Origin of the sequence: Streptomyces sp. NPDC059201 (genome assembly GCF_042754585.1) — a bacterium.
In the GTDB taxonomy this organism is placed as follows: Bacteria; Actinomycetota; Actinomycetes; order Streptomycetales; family Streptomycetaceae; genus Streptomyces.
Genome location: NZ_JBHZBB010000003.1, coordinates 695,235 through 711,600, shown reverse-complemented (window position 1 = coordinate 711,600; position 16,366 = coordinate 695,235). Strand labels below are relative to the sequence as shown.

Genomic DNA, 16,366 nt, shown 5'->3' with positions numbered 1-16,366 from the left:
GGGGCGCCGCTCACACCGCGTCCAGGTCGAGCTTGGCCCCGGCCGTCACGATGTCGTCCTGGTGCTTGAGCAGCACGCCCAGGGTCTCCCGGACGACCCGCTCGTCCAGCCGGTCGGCGCCGAGCGCGAGCAGGGTCCTCGCCCAGTCGATGGTCTCCGAGACGGACGGCACCTTGCGCAGGTCCATCGCGCGGAGCGCTCCCACGACCCGAACGACCGAGGCGGCGAGGGCCGCGTCGAGACCGGGCACCTTGAGCGTGACGATCCGGCGCTCCAGCTCCTCCTCGGGGAAGCCGATGTGCAGGAAGAGACAGCGCCGGCGCAGCGCCTCGGACAGTTCGCGGCTCGCGTTGGACGTGAGGACGGTGAAGGGGCGCCGGTCGGCGGTGATCGTCCCGAGCTCGGGCACGGTGACCTGGAAGTCGCCGAGGACCTCAAGCAGCAGGCCCTCGACCTCGACGTCCGCCTTGTCGGTCTCGTCCACGAGCAGCACGGTCGGCTCCTCGGAACGGATCGCCGTCAGCAGCGGCCGGGGGAGCAGGAACTCCTCGCTGAAGATGTCGGTGCGGGTCTCGTCCCAGGACTCGCCCCGTCCGGCCGTGATCCGCAGCAGTTGCTTGGCGTGGTTCCACTCGTAGAGCGCCCGGGCCTCGTCGACGCCCTCGTAGCACTGGAGCCGGACGAGCCGGGCGCCCGTCGCCTCCGTGACGGCCTTGGCCAGCTGCGTCTTGCCGACGCCCGCGGGGCCCTCGACCAGGAGCGGCTTGCCGAGACGGTCGGCGAGGAACACCGTGGTGGCGATGGCGGGGGAGGGCAGATACCCGGTCGCGGCGAGCCGCTCCGCGACTTCGTCGACGGAGCCGAAGAACCCGTTCGTCATGGCTGTCCCCCCGGGGAGCGAAGTCTCTTACTGGCCGGTAGCCTCAGGCTGTACTTGATCAGATCCCGCACTGCCGCACAACCGTTCCCGCGCCGGTGCGCGCCGTGCGTGGAACGCCGCCCGCTGGTGCAATGGGGTGAGCGGGCGCCCGCCGCCCGCCCGGTGGCCGCACGGCGGTGGAGGTGTCGTGGCGGAACGAGAAGAGACCCCCACCCCCACCCCGGACGCCGGCCCCCCGACACCAGGCCGCCGTCCAGCCCACGACCACGCCCCGGACCTGCCGCTCGACGACCAGGCCGCGGCCCTGCCGCTCGGCGACCAGGCCCTGGAGCGACCCCGCGATGACCAGGCCCCGGACTGGCCCCGTGACGACCAGGCCGCGGACCGGCCCCGCGACGACGCGGCCCCGGACCGGCCGCGCGACCGCCAGGCCGCGGACCTGCCCCGCGACGCGCGGGCCGAGCGCCGGGCACGGGCCGAGGCGGGTGAGGGGCGCCTCGCGCAGGCCCTGGAGGCGGCGATCGGCGGCATCGGCACCACGCTCGACGAGACCACCACCTGCCGCGAACTGACCGCCTTCCTCGCCCGGTACCCCGGCGGAACCGCCACCATCGACCTGACACCCGGGAACGGCGAGGACGCCACGTCGGGCGTCCCGGTCACCCCCGACACCGCGCCCCTCTCCCCGCCGACCCTCGGCGGGTCGGAGGCCGGCCGCGCGCTCACCGTCCCGCTCGCCGTGGACCGGGAGCGACCCCTGGGCACGGTCACGATCACCCGTGCCGCGCCGCCGTACACCGACGACGACCTCGCCGTACTGCGGCAGGCGGCGCGGCTCGCCGCCCGTCACATCCGGCACGCCCGGCGGCTCGCCGCCACCGAGGACACCGCCCTCCACCTCCAGCGGGCGCTCGTCGCCGAGCCCGGACGTCCGCACCCCAATCTGGAGATCGCCGGCCGCTATCTCCCGGTCGGGCCGCGAACCCTCGTCGGCGGCGACTGGTTCGAGACCGTACGGCTCCACTTCGGCCGCACCCTGCTCGTCGTCGGCGACGTCATGGGGCACGGCCTCGCCGCCGCCGTCGACATGAACGCCTATCGCTCCGCCCTCCGCGAGGTGGCCGCCACCGACCTCCCGCCGCACCGGGTGCTGCGCCACCTGGACGCGGTCGTCGCGGAGGACGACGCCCGCCGCCCCGCAACGTGCCTCCTGGTCCGCGTGGACCCGGGACGCGGCACGGCCACCTTCGCCAGCGCGGGCCACCTCCCGCCGGTGGTCTTCGGCCCGGACGGCTCGGCCGAACTCGTGGACCTGCCCGTCGGCCCGCCGCTCGGCACCGGCGTCGGCGGCTACGACTTCGCCACCCGGCCGCTGGGCGAGGGCGACACCCTGCTGCTCTTCACCGACGGCCTGGTCGAGCGCCGGGGCGAGGACATCGACGTCTCGCTGGCCCGGCTGGCCGGACTGCGGCTGCCGCCGGATCCCGGACCGGAACGGGTCGTCGACGAGGTCCTGAGCCGCCTCGACGCGCACCACGCCGAGGACGACGTCGCCGTCCTCGCGGCCCGTGTCCGCGCCCGCCCGCCGACGTGACCCGGCGGCGGTGACGGAGCGCTCTCCCGACCCCACCCACGGTGGTGACATTCCGTCACTTTCCTCTCTCCGGCGATCGGTTTCCGGCCTCGACCGGATTCTTTGGCCAGGACGCTTGTGCCGCGCCCCGGAGCCCGGCACGCTCCTCGTATGAACACGGCCAGGCATGCCAGTGAACGTCTGATGAGCTGGCCCTCGCTGACCCGTGGCCGGGCGCACTGCGGTGCGGAGCTCGGTCTCGGGACGGCGACGGAGGAGATCGTCCATTTCCACGGCGAGCACGAGGCCGACGTCCATCTCACCCGCGCGATGGTCGCCCGACTGCGCCCCGCCCTCCAGAACTCGACCGCGGTCCGGCTCCGGGCCGGCTCCGGCTGGGTCACCGTCCGGCTCGACGCGGGCTCCGACATCGACCTGCTCGCCACCCTGGTGAGCGCCGCGCTCCAGGCCACCGCGGCCCCCGACGCGGCTCCCGACCGCTGTACCCGCGCCCGCCCGGTCCTCGTCCAGCGCTGACCGGACGGGCGCGAGCCCGGGCTCAGGCGCGAGCGCCCTCGCCCGTCTCCCGGCCGGGAACCGGGAAGAGCATGCAGGTGCTGGTGGCGTGCGCGAGGAGGCGGTCCTCCTCGTCGTACAGCCCCGCCTCCGCGAGCGCGGTCCGCCGCCCCTGCGAGATGACCGTCCCGACGGCCCGCACCTTGCCCGTGTCCATCGTGATCGGGCGCAGGAAGCGGGTCTGGAGGTCGAGCGAGGTGTACGCGGTGCCCCGCGGCAGCGTGGTGTGCACCGCGCACCCCGCCGCCGAGTCCAGGAGCGTGGCGTAGACCCCGCCGTGCACGCTGCCGATCGGGTTGTAGTGCTCCTCGCCGGGCTCCAGGACGAAGACCGCCCGCCCGTGCTCGACCTCCTCCAGCGAGAACCCGAGCAGCGCCGCGATCGGCGGGCCCGGCAGCCGGCCCGCGATCATCTCGCGCAGGAAGTCGAGCCCCGCCATCGACGCCGCCGCCCGAGCCGTGGCCCCGGCGTCCTCCCACTCGACCGTCCGTGACCGCCCCATGACCACTCCACTCCGTCGTTCCCCGTCCGCCGTACCGACGGCTGGCTCTGCACTGCGAAGCTAGACCTCGCGTCAGCTGACTGTCAACGACGCAGTCAGGTGGCTAGAGTGTGACGATGAAGTGGCTGGAGACGGATACCGAGAACTGCTCGGTCCGGCGCACCCTGGACCTCGTGGGCGAGAAGTGGAGCCTGCTCATCCTGCGCGACGCCTTCAACGGCGTCCGCCGGTACGACGACTTCCACCGCCACATCGGCCTCTCCGAGGCGGTCCTCGCCGACCGGCTCCGCAAACTCGTCGCCGCCGGAGTCCTCCGCAGCGTCCCCTACCGGGAACCCGGCACCCGCACCCGCAACGAGTACCGGCTCACCCCCAAGGGCGTCGACCTCTGGCCCGTCATGCTCGCCCTCAAACAGTGGGGCGACGCTCACACCGGCGACCCCGAGGGCCCCGCCCTGGACATCCGCCACACCGCCTGCGGCTCCCCCGTCCAGGTCGTCGTCCAGTGCGCCGGCGAGGACGCCGAGGTCCTCACCGCCCGCGAAGTCACCGTCACCCCCGGCCCCGGCGCCCGCCCCCTCCCCTGACCCCACACCCCACCCGTTCGGCCGCATCCCTGCGGGAGCCGGCCCTCCGGCGGGTACCGGACCAGACATGCCCCCCACCCCCGGTACCCCGAGCGACCAGCGACCGCCCGAACAAGCCCGGCCGTTCCAGCGGTTGCACATCCGCCTGCTCGAATCGTCCGTGGGTCTCGCCTGGAACCGCGGCCGCGCGATGGAACTCATGCACCGCGCGATGGGGTTCGCCGCCCTCAGCCTCCTCACCCTCGTCCCCCTCCTCATCGTCGTGGCCGCCGCCGACCTCGCCCGCGGCCAGGGCTTCGCCCGCTGGCTCATCCAGGGCCTGGGCGTCACCCAGGTCTCCGAGGAAGAGGTCGAACAGCTCTTCGGCCAGCCCGGTCAGGCACTCCAGCGCACCACCGCCTTCGGTCTTGCCGCCCTCGCCGCCTTCGGTGTCACCTTCGGCTCCGCCGTCCAGACCGGCTACGAACGCGCCTGGGACCTCCCCACCGCCCGCTGGCACACCATGTGGCGCCACATCGTCTGGCTCGCCGTCCTCATCGCCGCCCTCCTCCTCTTCGTCGCCTTCCCCGCCCCCGAACGCGCCCCCGCCGGCGTCACCGTCCTCGTCGCCCTCGGCGACCTCATCGGCACCTTCCTCTTCTTCTGGTGGTCCCAGCGCTTCCTCCTCTGCGGCAGGATCCGCTGGCGCGCCCTCCTGCCCGGTGCCGTGCTCACCGCCCTCGGCCTCCTGGGGCTGCGGATCTTCTCCCAGCTCGTCTTCTCCCCTCTGATCGCCTCCAACGCCGTCACCTACGGCCAGTTCGGCACCGTCCTCGTCCTCCAGTCCTGGCTCGTCGGCGTCGGCTTCGTCGTCTACGGCAGCGCCCTCGTCGGCCGCCTCGTCCACGAGACCCGGGTCCGCCGGCGCCTCGCCCGCCGGTTCCTCGCCGACCCGGCCCCGCCTCACTGATCCCGCCGGCGCACCGCCACCACCGTCACCAGCGCCGCCACCACGGCCCAGACCCCGTACACCGCCCACGCCCCGCCGACCGTCCACGGGAACGGCCCCGCCACGCCCTCACCGGCCAGCCGCTGCCACGCCCGCAGCGGAGTCGCGTGCCCCAGCACCGCCGTCAGCCGGCGCTCTTCGCTCAACACCATCGGCACCAGCAGGAGCAGCACCACCGCCCCGACCACCGCCGCCGCCCCGCGCCGCGTCAGCGCGCCCAGCGCCATCCCCGCCAGCGCGCACACCGGCGCGAGCAGCGCCGACGCCACCACCAGCCGCAGCGCCGGCGGATGGCCCAGCGACACCCCCACTCCCCGCAGCGACAGCACCGCCTGCGTCGCCCAGAACGAGCCGCCCGCGACCACCGCCCCGAACCCGGCCTGCACCCCGGCCAGCACCAGCGCCTTCGCCGATATCAGCGAGCCCCGCGCCGGCACCGCCGCGAACGTCGTCCGCGCCAGCCCGCCGCCGTACTCGCCGACCACCGCCACCGCGCCCATCGCCGCCGAGCACAGCACCAGCACCATCGCCGCGTTCCCCGTGAACGCGTCGCCCAGCGCCAGACCGTCCGCCACGAACGCCGCCCTCGACGCCTCGTCATAGGCGAACCAGTACCGGTAGTGGTCCCAGGCCGTGCCCACGTTGAACGCCATCACCGCCAGCGCGCCCAGCACCAGCGACCAGCCGGTCGAACGCAGCGACCACAGCTTCAGCCACTCCGAAGCCACCAGATCGCGGAACCGGGCCCGCGGCTCCACCACGGGAACGATCAGCGCCGTCATCGTGCACCCCCTGCTGTGTAGTCGGCGCTCTCCGCCGTCAGTTCCATGAACGCCTCTTCCAGCGAGGCACCACGGCTCGTCAACTGGTCCAGCACCACCCGGTGCTCCGCCGCCAGCTCGCCTATCCGGGCCGCGCTCAGCCCCGTCACCGTCAGCCGGCCCTCCTCCGACACCACCTCGGCGCCCGCGGCCAGCAGCAGCGGCGTCAGCACCCCGGGAACCGGCGTCCCGACCGCCACGCTCGACCGCGCGCCACGCGCCGCGAACTCCGCCAGGCTCTCCTCGGCGATCAGCCGGCCCCGGCCGACCACCACCAGGTCGTCGGCCGTGTGCTCCATCTCGCTCATCAGATGGCTGGAGACGAACACCGTCCGCCCCTCCCCGGCGAGCCGCACGAACAGCTCCCGCACCCAGCGCACCCCCTCCGGATCCAGCCCGTTCAACGGTTCGTCGAACAGCAGCACCGGGGGATCGCCCAGCAACGCGCCCGCTATCCCCAGCCGCTGCCGCATCCCCAGCGAGAATCCGCCGATCCGCCGCCGCGCCGCGGAACCGAGCCCCACCTCCTCCAGCACCTCGTCGACCCGCGAGAGCGGTATCCGATTGCTCCGCGCGAGCACCGCGAGGTGCGCCCGCGCCGTCCGCCCGCCGTGCACGTCCGCGGCATCGAGGAGCGCGCCCACATGCCGCAGCCCCCGCGGCCGGTCCGCGAACCGCCGGCCCCCGACCGTCACCGCCCCGCTCGTCGGCGCGTGCAGTCCGAGGACCATCCGCAGCGTCGTGCTCTTCCCCGCGCCGTTGGGCCCGAGGAAGCCGGTGACCCGGCCGGGCCGCACGGTGAACGTCAGTCCGTCGACCGCGGTGGTGGCGCCGTAGCGCTTCGTGAGTTCCTTGACTTCGATCATGTCCACCACGGTGCCGCCTCGCACCGGCCCCCGGCATCGGACCAGGACGGACAATCACGCGGCGGACAGTCATCCCCGGTCGTACAACCTGGGGCTGATGACCCGACACGTCTCCGCGAACTACGATTCCCGCATGTCAGGCATCGCGGCTGCGCCACTCCACAAACGGGTCACGCCGGGCTGGTGGGCCGCGCTCGCCTGGCTCGCCGGACTCCTCTTCACCGCGCTCCTGCGCATGCGCCTTCCCGGCCAGGAGAGGGCCGACGTCCTCGTGGGCGTCGTCTTCCTCCGCTGGGACGGGCTCACGATGCTCGGCCTCGCCACCGTCCTCGCCCTCCGCGGCAGCGCCCTCCTCGACCGCAGGCCCACCGCCGGCCTCGGCCACCTCCTCGCCGCCGCGGCCCTCGGCTCCTTCCCGCTGGGCGTCACCGCCATACCGCTCGCCCAGTACCTCGCCGTCGACGTCGCCCTCTACACCATCGCCGCCCGCCGCCCGACGAAGGAGGCCGAACGAGCCGTCCTCCTCGCGTGCGGCGTCGTCCTCGGCCACCTCGCCGTCCGGCTCCTCGCCGGCTGGACCGCGGGAACCACCACAGCCCTCGCCGTGCTCTCCACCGCGAGCGTCGCCTGGCTCCTCGGCCGCTCCGCACGCCAGAACCGCCTCCACGCCGAGGAGAACCGCACCCGCGCCGCCGAACAGGCCGTCACCGCCGAACGGCTGCGGATCGCCCGCGAGATGCACGACACCGTCGCCCACAGCATCGGCATAGTCGCCCTCCAGGCCGGCGCCGCCCGCCTCGTCATCGACAAGCGCCCCGAACTCGCCCGCGAAGCGCTCGACGAGATCGAGACCGCCAGCCGCGAGACCCTCGCCGGCCTCCGCCGCATGCTCGGCGCCCTCCGCGAGGCCGACGCACCCGCCACCCCGTCCGGCACACCCCCCGAGACGGCCGCCAAGACAGCCGCCGACGCCCCCGCCGGACCCGCGCTCCCCGAGATGCCGGGGCTCGACTCGCTCGACCGGCTCGCCGAGACGACCGGAGCCGCCGGTGTCCGGGTGACCGTCCGCCGCGTCGGCGCCCCGCGCACCCTGCCGCCCGACATAGACCTCTCCGCCTTCCGCGTCCTCCAGGAATCCCTCACCAACGTCGTCCGCCACTCGGGCGCCGACACCTGCACCATCACCGTCGACCACCGCGACCCCGAGACCCTCGCTCTCACCGTCGAGGACCCCGGACCCGCCCCCGCCCCCGACCGCCGGCGCGCCCGGGTGGCGGGCGGAGGATCCGGCTACGGCCTCGTCGGCATGCGCGAGCGCGTCGGACTCCTGCACGGGGAGTTCACCGCCGGGCCCCGGCCCGGGGGAGGGTTCCGCGTCACCGCCCACCTGCCCGTCCCACCTGGAGCCGCCCCCGCATGAGCGACACCACCGCGTCCGCCACCACGCCGTCCGCCACCACCCCGTCCGCCACTACCCCGCGTCCGGTGCGGGTCGTCCTCGCCGACGACCAGCCGCTGGTGCGCACCGCCCTGCGCATGGTCATCGCGGAGACCGACGACCTGCTCGTCGCGGGCGAGGCGTCCGACGGCGCCGAAGCCGTCCGGCTCGTCGAGGAGACCGGCGCCGACGTGGTCGTCATGGACCTGCGCATGCCCGGCACCGACGGCATCGAGGCCACCCGGCGGATCACCTCCGGCCGCACCGGTACCCGCGTCGTCGTCCTCACCACCTTCGACGACGACGACCACGTCTACGGCGCCCTCGACGCCGGGGCCTCCGGCTTCCTCGTCAAGGACATGGCCATGGACGACATCCTCGCCGCCGTCCGCGTCGTCGCCTCCGGCGACGCCCTCATCGCCCCCGCCGTCACCGGACGTCTCATCAAGCAGTTCACCCGCCGCCCCCGTGACGGCCGGGAAGGCCCCACGCCCGCCGCGCTCCGGCTCGCCGAGCGCACCACCGAACGCGAACAGGAGGTCCTCACCCTCGTCGGCCGTGGGCTGTCGAACACCGAGATCGCCGACGAGCTCCACATCACGCTCGCCACCGTCAAGACCTACGTCACCCGGCTCCTCGCCAAGCTGGAGGCCCGCGACCGGGTCCAGCTCGTCATCCTCGCCTATGAGGCCGGACTCGTCTCCGCCGGCTGACCGGGCGTCGGCGGGCCGATCGCCCCGGCCGCCCAGCGGAATCGATCACACGATCCGGTGATCGACTCCGGAGAGGGCGGGCCGCCCGCCGCGGACCGCTTGGATGGAGGAGCCCCATCGGTCCGTCGAGAGAGAGCCGTCCATGACGCACACCTGGCTGCCGCCCGTCGAGTACGTCGCCACGCTGCCCAGAGCGACCGCGTACTCCTGCCTCTACTTCACCGACACCGCAGGCCGCACGCTCCAGCTCCGTGCCACCTACGGCGAGGACGTCTGGCAGTGGCCCGGCGGGAACATGGACCCGGGGGAGACTCCCTGGCAGACGGCGGTGCGGGAATGCCAGGAGGAGACCGGCCTGGTCTTCACCGGGGAACCGAGACTCCTCGGCACCACCTTCGTCGGCGACCGCGGCGACCACTGGCCCGCCAACCACATCGGCTTCATCTTCGACGGCGGCGAGTTGACGGATCAACAGGTCGCCTCCCTCGTCCTCGACCCGGAGGAACACACCGCCTACGCGCTGCGCACCCTCGACGAATGGCGCCGGGAGATGCGCCCTCGCGACTTCGAGCGCCTCGCCGCGGTCGACCGGGCCCGCAGGACGGGCGTCCCCATCCACCTGGAGACCGCTCCGGCCGGCACGTGACCCGGTTCCGGTCCCGGCCCCGGGCCCATCCGGGGTCCCGGCCCGCCCGTTCCCGGCCCGTCCCCGCCGGAACGCGGGCGGCGGGCCGGGACCCGTAACCCTTTCCCTCTCCAGCAGTTGACCAGGGCATGAAGAAGCGCAGCATGCTCGCCATCGCCTCCCTCGCCGCAGGCGTCGTCACCGCCCTCGTCACCCCGCCGCCGCAGGCCAGTGCCGCGGACAGCCCCCTCGGCGGTGCCACCGGACTCCTCCAGGAGGAGGGCGCCGCGACCGTCCTCCACGAGACCGTCACGACCGTGGAGGGCACCGTCGCCGACAGCTCCGCCCAGGGCCTGCGCTGACGCACGGCCCCCTCGCCTCCGGTGCCCCGCGCCCCGTCCGGCGCGGGGCACCGGCGCGCCGTGACCCGCCGGGAGGCGGCCCGTGCGCGCGCGGTGCGCGGGTAATGACAGGATGTCCCCATGAGCAACAACGTTTTCTTCGACATCACCATCAACGACGAGCCGGCCGGCCGGATCGTCTTCAAGCTGTTCGACGACGTCGTCCCGAAGACGGCGCAGAACTTCCGCGAGCTCGCCACCGGCCAGCACGGCTTCGGCTACGAGGGCTCGCCCTTCCACCGCGTCATCCCCGCCTTCATGCTCCAGGGCGGTGACTTCACCCGGGGCAACGGCACCGGCGGCAAGAGCATCTACGGCGAGAAGTTTGCGGACGAGAACTTCACCCTCAAGCACGACCGCCCGTTCCTGCTCTCGATGGCGAACGCGGGCGCGAACACCAACGGTTCGCAGTTCTTCATCACCACCATCGCCACCGACTGGCTGGACGGCAAGCACGTCGTCTTCGGCGAGGTCGTCGAGGGCTCGGACGTCGTCAAGAAGGTCGAGGCCCTGGGCTCCCGCTCCGGCGCCACCAGCGCCGTCATCAAGATCGGCAAGTCCGGCATCGTCGAGGGCTGACCCGACTCCCCGCGACACCTCACGGCACGGGGCGGGAGGAGCGGCGTCCACCGGACTCCACTCCCACCGCCCCGGCCTACGGGAGCCTCAGCCGCCCTCGCCGAACCGCCGCTCGAACTTGGCGATCCGCCCCTCCGTGTCCACGGTCCGCGCCTTGCCCGTGAAGAACGGGTGGCTCTCCGACGAGATCTCGACGTCGATCACCGGATACGTGTTGCCGTCGTCCCACTCGATCGTCCGCTCGCTCGACGCGGTCGACCGGGTCAGGAACGCGTACCCCGCCGAACGGTCGCGGAAGACCACGGGCCGGTAGTCGGGCTGCTTGTCCTGCTGCACGGGACCTCCTCGCCTCGGGCGGCCGCCGCGCGGCCACCCCGTCTCGTCCGGCCCGAACGGCACGGACCCTCCCCAGCCTCGCCGGGCCCACCCCCGCCGACCAGCGCCGCTGACCCGACCGGGTGAGCGCTACGCGCCGTGCCGCGGCCAGCGGGCCGCGAGCAGCAAGGCGATGTCGTCCGGCCGGTCCGACGCCCGCACCGCCTCGTGGATCAACCGGTCCGCCGCCTCCGCCAGCGGCAGCGACCCCGTCGACGCCAGCGTCCGCCGCAGCCGCTCCACCCCCTCGTCGATGTCCGCGCCCGGCCGCTCCACCAGCCCGTCCGTGAAGAGCGCCAGCACCGCGCCCTCGGCCAGCCGCAGGCGCGTCACCGGATACGTGGCACGCCCGTCCACCCCCAGCACCACCCCGCCCGCGATCTCCAGCAGCTCCGCCGTCCCGTCCGGATGCCGCAGGAGCGGCTGCGGATGCCCGGCCCGCACCGCCCGCAGGTCCCCCGTCCGCGAGTCCATCACCACATAGCAGGCGCTCGCGAACTGTCCCGGATCCAGGTCGATCAGGAGCCGGTTGGTGCCCCGCACCACCTCCTGCGGTGGCAGGCCGCTCAGCGCGAACGCCCGGACCGCGCTCCGCAGCTGCCCCATCGTCGCCGCCGCCGCGACCCCGTGCCCCTGTACGTCCCCGATCACCAGCGCCAGTTCGCCCCGGGCCGTTTCCACCACGTCGTACCAGTCGCCCCCGACATCCATGCCCTGCGTCCCCGGCAGATACCGTGCCACCGTCTCCACGCCCTCCCGCACCGGCAGCCGGTGCGGAAGCAGCGCGTCCTGGAGCCCGCGCGCGACGGCGGCCTCGGAGTCGTACCGCTGCGCCCGCTCAAGCGCCTGCGCGATCAGCCCGGCCAGCGCGGTGAGCACCGCCCGCTCTTCGGAACTGAAGTCGCGCGGCCGGTCGAAGCCGAGGATGCACGAACCCACCGGCCGGCCCGAGGCGATCAGCGGCAGGAACGCCCGGGCCCCCGTGTCCGCGTCCAGCGGCAGATCCGGATAGGTCCGGCCCAGGCTCTCCATCGACTCGAAGAACAGCGCCCGGCCGCCGGTCAGCGCGTCCACACCCGGAACCCGGGCGTCGAGCCCCACGCCGTCGAACCGGTCCAGGAAACCCGGCGGGAAGCCCGTCTCCCACGCCAGATAGAGCCGCCGGTCGCTGAGCAGGTAGATCGCCAGCTGCCGGCCGCCGAAGGCCGGCAGCAGCTCCTCGGTGACCACCGCCGACACCTGCCGCGCCGTCACCGCCTCCGTCAGCGCGATCGCCAGCGCCACCGGCCGGTACAGCGACGCCGCCCGCGTGCTCTCGGGCCCGAGCCCGTCCCCCGAGGGCGGAGCCGGGACCGGGGTGGGCGCCGGTGTCGGATAGAGGGAGGGTACGGAGGCGGGTACGGTCACGGGCGGCGCACCGGACGCCTCCGGAAGCGGTTCCTCCTCCGGGACCAGCACCATGGTCACGCCGTCCCGGCCCGGGTAGAGCGACACCGTCAGCCACCGGCCGTCGTCGGGGCGGGCCAGGAAGCGCACGGGCTCGCTCGACAGCAGCGCCGCCCGCAGCTGCTCCTCGTGGAACGGGTGGGCGAACCACGGCAGCGCCTCCCACAGCGGCCGCCCGGCCAAGGCCCCGCGCGGGCGGCCGAGGAGGCGCTCGGTGCGCTCGTTCACGTACGTGACGCGGCCCAGCCGGTCGATCGCCAGGATGGCGCGGGGCAGCCGGTCCGTGGCGTCCGAGCCGACCAGGCCGGTGCCCAGGTCCACCAGGGCGCCCGCCAGATGCCCGTGGCCGTCCGCCCCGACGAACCGGGAGCGGGCGGACACCTCCAGCAGGTGCAGGCCGCCGTCCGGGCCCTTCAGCCGCAGCCGGCGCACCGAGCCGCCGCCGTCCGCGGAACCGGTTCTGCGGGCCGCCGCCCACAGGGCGTAGCCGTCCTCGGGCTCCAGCCGGGAGGTCAGCGCGTCGATCGGCAGCGGGGAGGCGTCCGGGACGCCGAGGATCGCCCGCAGCCCGTCGTCCATGGTCACGGTCCCGGCCGCCAGGTCCCAGTCGAAGGAGCCGAACCGCACGGGCGGCACGGAGCCCGACGGCAACTGGACGCAGATCGGATCGCCCGGCCACCGCACGTCCGTCCCGCCCGCCGCGAGCCCCGTGAGGACCTCGCCGAGCCGCAGCCCCGCGCGGGTCATCCGCTCCCGGTCGCGGGCGCCGACCGGGAGGCCGGGGGTCGGGGGCCGCAGCACCACGAGCACCCCGAAGCGGTTCCGGCCGGCGACGACGGGGGTGTACAGGGAGGAGAACGGGAACGGCAGGCTCGCCACGAGCTGCGGGAACCGCCGCATCGACTCCTCGACGTCGGCCAGGTGCACGGCCTGCCCGGAGCGGTGGACCTCGGCGACCGGGAAGGGGCGGTTGGTGTGCATCCGCGACCAGGGCCGGAACAGCTCGCCCGGCAGCCCGGCCAGGACCGAGAGCCGCAGCAGTCCCTCCGTACCGGAGCGCAGGTACACCCCACCGGCGTATCCGCCGACCGATTCGACGACATCCGTCGCCGCCTCCGCCAGCGCCTGTGTCAGGGCTTGCGGAGGCGCGCCGGGGTGAGGGCCGGGGGACGGGCCTGGGGGCGGGCCGTGCGGGGTCACACAGTCAGGATGCGCCCGCCGTGAAAGCCGCCGCATCCTGGCGCCGGGCCTGCGGGGCCGGTCTCAGGGCGGCTCCACGCGCGCGTGCGGACGTCTTGGGGGCGGGGAGCGGCTCATGTGTGCGTGTGTGGGTCGACCCACACATGGGCGTCGGTCGACCCGCGCGCGGGCGTCGGTCGACGCACGCGTGTGGGCGGGCTGCGGCCATGCGGCGCGTGGGTCGGCCGGTCCACGCGCGCGTGGGGGGGCGTCGCCCACACGGCTCCCGGGGCTGTTGACCCGGCGCTTCCGGGCCGTCACACTCGGTCGTCGTCCGCCGCCGCGACGAGCGGGCGGCGGGTGCGACCACCACCCTCATCACCCACCTCGCGCGCAGGGGGCACCATGACCGGCCGGGTACTTCCGTACGACGTCCACGGCGAGGGCCCGGGGAGGGCCCTCGTCCTCCACAACTGGTTCGGCGACCGCAGCAGCTTCGATCCGCTCCGCGCGCATCTCGACGAGGCGGCGGGCAGCTACGCGTTCCTCGACTGCCGGGGCTACGGCGAGGCACGGGACGCGGACGGCGCCTTCACGATGGAGGAGGTCGCCGCGGACGCCCTGGCCGTCGCCGACGACCTCGGCTGGGATTCCTTCTCCGTCATCGGCCACTCCATGGGCGGCAAGGCGGCCCAGCTGATGCTGCTCGACGCGCCGGAGCGGGTCCGCTCGATCGTCGGGATCTCGCCGGTCTCCGCCGCGGGCTTTCCCCTCGACGAGGAGAGCCGGCAGCTGTTCGCCGGGGCCGCCGAGGATCCGGCGCTGCGGCGGGTCATCATCGACCACACCACCGGCGGCCGTCATGCCGGGCCCTGGCTGGACGCCGCCGTCCACCGCTCGGTGAGCCGCTCCTCGACCGCCGCGTTCCGGGCGTACCTGGACTCGTGGTCCGGCGTCGACTTCCACGAGCGGGTTCGCGACAACCCGACGCCCGTGCTGCTCGTCGTCGGCGCGCACGATCCGGCGCTCGGGGCCGAGGCGATGGAGGCGACCTGGCTGCGCTGGTACCCCAACGCCCGTCTCGAAGTCCTCGCGGACGCCGGGCACTATCCGCCGGAGGAGGCGCCGAAGGATCTCGCGCGGGCGATCGAGGCGTTCCTCGCGGCCTGACCGCGGGTGGGTGTGCCGCTTGGCTCCGGCGGCGTCTTGAGCAGGGACCTTTCGCGGGGTCGCGCGGGACTTCCGGCCCGCGTGGCGCCCGGTCCGGCGGGAAGTCGACCGGTGTACTCGATCACGAGGGCACCCGTGATCGGCGGGCCATGACCGGAAGGGCGGCAGAGCGATGGGGCGCAGCGAGGAGCGGGGCGCGGCAGCGGGGACGACGGCGGCGAGCGGGCCGTTCGTCCTCGTCGGGACGGACGGGTCGCCGTCGGCGCTCGGGGCGGTCGAGGCGGCGGCGCGGGAAGCCGGGCAGCGCGGTACGCGGCTGGTCGTCGCGCACGCCTTCATCTGGCCGCTGTTCCGCGTCGGCCTGGAGCCGTCCCTGTACGGGCCCACGGAGAGCGGGCTGCGGCGGCAGGCGCAGATCGTGCTGGACACGGCGGTGGCGCGGGCGAAGGCGGTCGCGCCGGGCGTCGAGGTCTCCGGCGAGTTGATCTCCGGCGAACCGCTCGTCGTCCTCGCGACCCGGTCGCGGGGCGCGGAGCTGGTGGTCGTCGGCAGTCGTGGCACCGGCGCGTTCGGCGGGCTGGTGCTCGGCTCGGTCGCCGTCCATCTCGCGGCCCACGCCGGGTGTCCCGTCCTCGTCGTGCGCGGCCGGGAGGAGCCCGAGGGGCCGGTGCTGCTTGCGGTCGACGGCTCGCCGGACTCGGACGCGGCCGTCGATTTCGCGTTCACGGAGGCGCGGGCCCGCGGGGTCGGCCTCGTCGCCGTCCACGCGTGGACGCCGCGCTCGGGTCCCGCGGACCTCACGCCGCTGTTCCACTCCGTGGAGGAGGTCCATGCGGAGGCCGCCCGCGTCCTCGACGCGGCGCTCGCGCGGGCCGCCGAGCGGCACCCCGGGACCGAGGCCGAGCCACGACTGCTCCAGGGCCGTCCCCGCGAGGTGCTCCTAGAGGAGAGCGAGAACGCCCAGCTCGTCGTCATGGGCGCCCGAGGCCGCGGAGGCTTCACCGGCCTCCTCCTCGGCTCCGTGAGCCAGGCCCTCCTCCACCACGCCCACTGCCCTGTGGCCGTCGTCCGGAACGGGGGCGGGGCGGGCTGAGGGCGGGGCCTGGGCGGGGTGGGGCCCGGGTGGGCGGGGTGCGGCCCGTGCCGCCGTGCCCGGGGCGGGCGGTGGGTCCCGGTCTGTGCCGTCGGCACCGCGGCTACGGGGGCGGGCCCGGCCCGTGTTGCCGGGCCCGCTCGTGGCGTCGGGCTCGGCCGTGCTGGCGGGCCTCGGCCCGTGCAGGCCGATCCGGGCGAGGCCCGTGCCGTCGGCGCCACGGCCACGGCGGTGAGCCCGGCCTGTGTTGCCGGGCCCTGCCCGTGCCGGCCGAGCCGCCCGTGCCGGCCGAGCCGCCCGTGCCGGCCGAGCCGACCGTGTCGTCGGGCCGGGACCGGCGGCGGATCCCGGCCCGTTTGGTCAGGTCCCACCATGCTGGCGGGCACGGCGGGTGTCGTCGCGTCCGTGCTGGCGGGTGTCCCGGCCGTGTCGTCGGAGCCAGTCGGGCCCGACCGCGCCGGTGGCCCAGCCGGTGTCGCCAGGCCCGGCCCGCGCCGCCGGAACCGGGCCTGTACCGAACAGGCCCGCCCGTGCTGCCGCGCCCGGCCCTGTGC

The 16,366-nt window shown here is 74.7% G+C and carries 18 protein-coding genes; 11 read left to right on the top strand and 7 right to left on the bottom strand.

Annotated elements, in window-relative coordinates; translation table 11 throughout:
• Positions 1-10: 10 nt before the first annotated feature.
• Complete coding sequence (locus ACFXMG_RS13485; RefSeq protein WP_383817890.1) at positions 11-880, bottom strand: AAA family ATPase; 870 nt, start codon at positions 878-880, stop codon at positions 11-13.
• A 187-nt stretch (positions 881-1,067) separates the two neighbouring features.
• Here ACFXMG_RS13485 and ACFXMG_RS13480 point away from each other — a divergent pair, with 187 nt between their 5' ends.
• Both ACFXMG_RS13480 and ACFXMG_RS13475 read left to right on the top strand, forming a co-directional pair.
• Positions 1,068-2,474, top strand: coding sequence for a PP2C family protein-serine/threonine phosphatase (locus tag ACFXMG_RS13480; RefSeq protein WP_383817889.1), 1,407 nt, complete (start codon positions 1,068-1,070; stop codon positions 2,472-2,474).
• 150 nt (positions 2,475-2,624) lie between these two features.
• A complete protein-coding gene (locus ACFXMG_RS13475; protein WP_383817887.1) occupies positions 2,625-2,990 on the top strand; it encodes a luciferase family protein in 366 nt (121 codons plus the stop codon).
• Positions 2,991-3,012: 22 nt separating this feature from the next.
• Here ACFXMG_RS13475 and ACFXMG_RS13470 read toward each other — a convergent pair whose 3' ends face one another.
• Positions 3,013-3,531, bottom strand: a complete 519-nt coding sequence (locus ACFXMG_RS13470) for a PaaI family thioesterase (protein WP_383817886.1) — start codon at positions 3,529-3,531, stop codon at positions 3,013-3,015.
• Between the two features lie 116 nt (positions 3,532-3,647).
• On the opposite strand from ACFXMG_RS13470, the gene ACFXMG_RS13465 reads away from it, so the two are divergent.
• Positions 3,648-4,118 (top strand): winged helix-turn-helix transcriptional regulator, encoded by a 471-nt coding sequence (locus tag ACFXMG_RS13465; RefSeq protein WP_383817884.1) that lies wholly within the window; start codon positions 3,648-3,650, stop codon positions 4,116-4,118.
• Positions 4,119-4,185: 67 nt separating this feature from the next.
• Positions 4,186-5,067, top strand: coding sequence for a YhjD/YihY/BrkB family envelope integrity protein (locus ACFXMG_RS13460; RefSeq protein WP_383817882.1), 882 nt, complete (start codon positions 4,186-4,188; stop codon positions 5,065-5,067).
• Here ACFXMG_RS13460 and ACFXMG_RS13455 read toward each other — a convergent pair.
• Positions 5,061-5,888 (bottom strand): ABC transporter permease, encoded by an 828-nt coding sequence (locus ACFXMG_RS13455; RefSeq protein ID WP_383817880.1) that lies wholly within the window; start codon positions 5,886-5,888, stop codon positions 5,061-5,063. The genes ACFXMG_RS13460 and ACFXMG_RS13455 overlap by 7 nt on opposite strands.
• On the bottom strand, positions 5,885-6,793 hold the full coding sequence (locus tag ACFXMG_RS13450; protein WP_383817879.1) for an ABC transporter ATP-binding protein: 909 nt from the start codon (positions 6,791-6,793) through the stop codon (positions 5,885-5,887). Before ACFXMG_RS13450 ends, ACFXMG_RS13455 begins: the two co-directional genes overlap by 4 nt.
• 133 nt (positions 6,794-6,926) lie before the next feature.
• Here ACFXMG_RS13450 and ACFXMG_RS13445 point away from each other — a divergent pair, with 133 nt between their 5' ends.
• The 5 genes from ACFXMG_RS13445 (at position 6,927) to ACFXMG_RS13425 (ending at position 10,549) form a co-directional block, all read left to right on the top strand.
• Complete coding sequence (locus ACFXMG_RS13445; RefSeq protein ID WP_383817877.1) at positions 6,927-8,213, top strand: sensor histidine kinase; 1,287 nt, start codon at positions 6,927-6,929, stop codon at positions 8,211-8,213.
• Positions 8,210-8,944 carry a response regulator gene (locus ACFXMG_RS13440; RefSeq protein WP_383817875.1) on the top strand — a complete coding sequence of 245 codons (735 nt, stop codon included), beginning with the start codon at positions 8,210-8,212 and terminating at the stop codon, positions 8,942-8,944. Before ACFXMG_RS13445 ends, ACFXMG_RS13440 begins: the two co-directional genes overlap by 4 nt.
• Positions 8,945-9,086: 142 nt before the next feature.
• Entirely contained in the window at positions 9,087-9,590 is a 504-nt protein-coding gene (locus ACFXMG_RS13435; RefSeq protein WP_383817873.1) for an NUDIX domain-containing protein, read from the top strand.
• Between the two features lie 128 nt (positions 9,591-9,718).
• Positions 9,719-9,931 (top strand): hypothetical protein, encoded by a 213-nt coding sequence (locus ACFXMG_RS13430; RefSeq protein ID WP_383817871.1) that lies wholly within the window; start codon positions 9,719-9,721, stop codon positions 9,929-9,931.
• 120 nt (positions 9,932-10,051) lie between these two features.
• The gene (locus ACFXMG_RS13425) at positions 10,052-10,549 is read left to right on the top strand and encodes a peptidylprolyl isomerase (RefSeq protein WP_383817870.1); all 498 of its coding nucleotides are present in this window, start codon (positions 10,052-10,054) and stop codon (positions 10,547-10,549) included.
• A gap of 87 nt (positions 10,550-10,636) precedes the next feature.
• Here ACFXMG_RS13425 and ACFXMG_RS13420 read toward each other — a convergent pair whose 3' ends face one another.
• Positions 10,637-10,885 carry a type B 50S ribosomal protein L31 gene (locus ACFXMG_RS13420; protein ID WP_383817868.1) on the bottom strand — a complete coding sequence of 83 codons (249 nt, stop codon included), beginning with the start codon at positions 10,883-10,885 and terminating at the stop codon, positions 10,637-10,639.
• A gap of 129 nt (positions 10,886-11,014) precedes the next feature.
• Complete coding sequence (locus ACFXMG_RS13415; protein WP_383817867.1) at positions 11,015-13,606, bottom strand: SpoIIE family protein phosphatase; 2,592 nt, start codon at positions 13,604-13,606, stop codon at positions 11,015-11,017.
• A 348-nt stretch (positions 13,607-13,954) separates the two neighbouring features.
• Here ACFXMG_RS13415 and ACFXMG_RS13410 point away from each other — a divergent pair, with 348 nt between their 5' ends.
• A complete protein-coding gene (locus ACFXMG_RS13410) occupies positions 13,955-14,719 on the top strand; it encodes an alpha/beta fold hydrolase (protein ID WP_383817865.1) in 765 nt (254 codons plus the stop codon).
• Positions 14,720-14,891: 172 nt separating this feature from the next.
• Complete coding sequence (locus ACFXMG_RS13405) at positions 14,892-15,812, top strand: universal stress protein (protein ID WP_383817863.1); 921 nt, start codon at positions 14,892-14,894, stop codon at positions 15,810-15,812.
• 360 nt (positions 15,813-16,172) lie between these two features.
• Here ACFXMG_RS13405 and ACFXMG_RS13400 read toward each other — a convergent pair.
• On the bottom strand, positions 16,173-16,366 hold a 194-nt coding region (locus ACFXMG_RS13400), incomplete at its 5' end, for a hypothetical protein (RefSeq protein WP_384900995.1).